Source organism: Micromonospora sp. URMC 106 (assembly GCF_051386395.1).
Classification (GTDB): Bacteria; Actinomycetota; Actinomycetes; order Mycobacteriales; family Micromonosporaceae; genus Micromonospora.
The window spans coordinates 1-2,027 of sequence record NZ_JBPQTP010000221.1 but is presented as its reverse complement, the minus strand read 5'-3'; the positions used below and the strand labels follow the sequence as shown (position 1 = coordinate 2,027).

At 75.1% G+C, this 2,027-nt stretch carries 2 protein-coding genes and 1 pseudogene; all 3 read right to left on the bottom strand.

Features of this window, described 5'->3' with window-relative positions:
- Positions 1 to 206 (bottom strand): annotated as a pseudogene (locus tag ACSNOB_RS31810) (phosphoheptose isomerase); the annotation flags it as partial.
- Positions 203 to 1,423, bottom strand: a complete 1,221-nt coding sequence (locus ACSNOB_RS31805; protein WP_436691126.1) for a glycosyltransferase — start codon at positions 1,421 to 1,423, stop codon at positions 203 to 205. The gene ACSNOB_RS31805 and the pseudogene ACSNOB_RS31810, both read right to left, overlap by 4 nt.
- Positions 1,408 to 2,027: glycosyltransferase (locus tag ACSNOB_RS31800; protein ID WP_436691124.1), on the bottom strand; the 620-nt coding region annotated here is incomplete at its 5' end. The genes ACSNOB_RS31800 and ACSNOB_RS31805, both read right to left, overlap by 16 nt.

Sequence of the window (2,027 nt, the reverse complement as noted above, 5' to 3'; positions counted from 1 at the left end):
CGGAGTTTGCCGACGAGTTCGGCGGTGAGGTGTTGGGCTTCGGCGGCGCTGCCGCCGTTGCCGGCCACCAGCAGCCGACCGCCGTCGACCAGCCGGCGGGCCAGGGTCTCGCCCCACCCGGCCAGCAGCTCCTCGTACTGCCGGAAGGGCAGCAGCGCCGCGGCCAGGTTCGCCAGGTGGGCGTCGAGCGGGGTCGGGGCCGTCATCGGGCCACCACCCTGCTGGGCCGGCGCACCGCCGCCACGTCGTCGTAGACCTCGACCAGCCGCTCCGCCGTGGCCGCCCAGGAGTACCGTCGCCGGGCCCGTTCCCGCGCCGCCGTCGCGTACGCGAAGCGGCGGATCCGGTCGTCGAGGAGGCGTTGCAGCGCGGTGCCGAGCGCGCGCGGATCCCGGGCCGGGACCAGGTCGCCGGTGACGCCGTCGACCACGGTGTCCTTGATCCCGCCCACGGCGGTGCCCACCACCGGCACGCCGCACGCCATCGCCTCCAGCGGGGTGAGCCCGAACGGCTCGTACCAGGGGGCGGCCACCAGGATGTCCGCCGAGCGGTACCAGCGGCCCATCTCCTCCCGGGGCACCGCGCCGACCAACCGCACCCGGTCGGCCACCCCGCAGGTGACCGCGAGGGCGCGCAGCCGGCGGGCGTACGGGTCGGTCTCCAGCAGGCCGGCGGGCGGCCCGCCGACCACCACGCACTCGGCTCCGGGCACGTACGCCATCGCCCGGACCACGGTCTGGAAGCCCTTCCGCTCGACCAGCCGGCCCACCGTGAGGATCCGCGGCCGACCGTCCTCCTTCTCGGCCGTCGGCCCGAGCGGGGCGAACGTGCCCAGGTTGACCCCGGACGGAACGACCGTCATCCGGGACCGCGGCACCCCCATCCGGACCAACTCGCCGACCTCGTCCTGGCACTGCGCGATCACCCGGTCGACCGACCGGCCCAGCTCCCGCTCGTAGCCGATCCGGCGGGCCGGGCTGGTGTCCTGCACACCCTGGTGCCGCCGCTTGACCACGCCGAGGGCGTGGTAGGTCTGCACCACCGGCACCCCGGTCTGCCGGCTGGCGGCCAGCGCCGCGAGGCCGCTCATCCAGAAGTGCGCGTGGATCACCTCGGGCATCCAGTCCCCGCCCCGCCACCGGTCGACGAGCCAGCGGCTGAAATCCTTCATGTGCGGCAGCAGCGCGTCCTTCGCGACCGGCTCGGCCGGCCCCGCGGGGACGTGCACGACGTCGTAGCCGTCGGGACTGCGTACGGTCACCGGCAGGTCCACCGCGTCGCGGCGCGTGTAGACCCGCACGTCGTGTCCGGCGGCCGCGAGCGCGGCGGAGAGCTCGGCGACATGCGTGTTCTGACCGCCGGCGTCCTCGCCGCCCAGGATGGCGAGCGGGCTGGCGTGCTCCGAGATCATCGCGATGCGCATACTTCCTCCTCCAGCAGCCGGTCCCAGTCGGCGAGGAAACGGTCGAGGCCGTAGCGGTCCCGGGCGGCGGCGCGGGCCTCGGCCCCCGCCCGGCGCGCCTCCGCCGGGTCCGCCACGAACCGGCGGGCGGCGTCCAGCAGGGTGTCGATCCGGGTGGACAGGGCTCCGGCGCCGGGCGGCACCGCCATCACCGCCTCGGTGGCGGCCAGCGCGACGACCGGCATCCCCATGGACATCGCCTCGATCAGGCTCAGCCCGAGGGACGTCCACCGGCACAGGTGCAGGTACGCCCGCCGCCGCCCCAGCTCGGCGTGCATCCGGTGCTGGGGGACGTCGTCGTGGCTGGCCAGCCGGTCGGCCGGCAGGCCCAGGTGGTCGGCCAGCCCGGCCACCTTCATCCCGAAGACGTCCAGCGGGGCGATCTCGGCGAACCGGGGCAGCAGGTCGGTGCCGGTGACCCGCCAGCGGCGTACCGGCTCGTTGATGACCACGGCGAGCCGCTCCAGCTCGCCGGTGTACTCCACCGCGGGCGGGACGATGCCGTGCTCGATGACGGTGGTGCGGGTGGCGCCGGTGTCCCAGAAGAGGTGGTTGAAGTGGGTGA

What these genes read in the sequence shown, in the direction of transcription:
- ACSNOB_RS31805 (WP_436691126.1), bottom strand. Translation starts at nt 1,423, where the DNA reads ATGCGCATCGCGATGATCTCGGAGCACGCCAGCCCGCTCGCCATCCTG.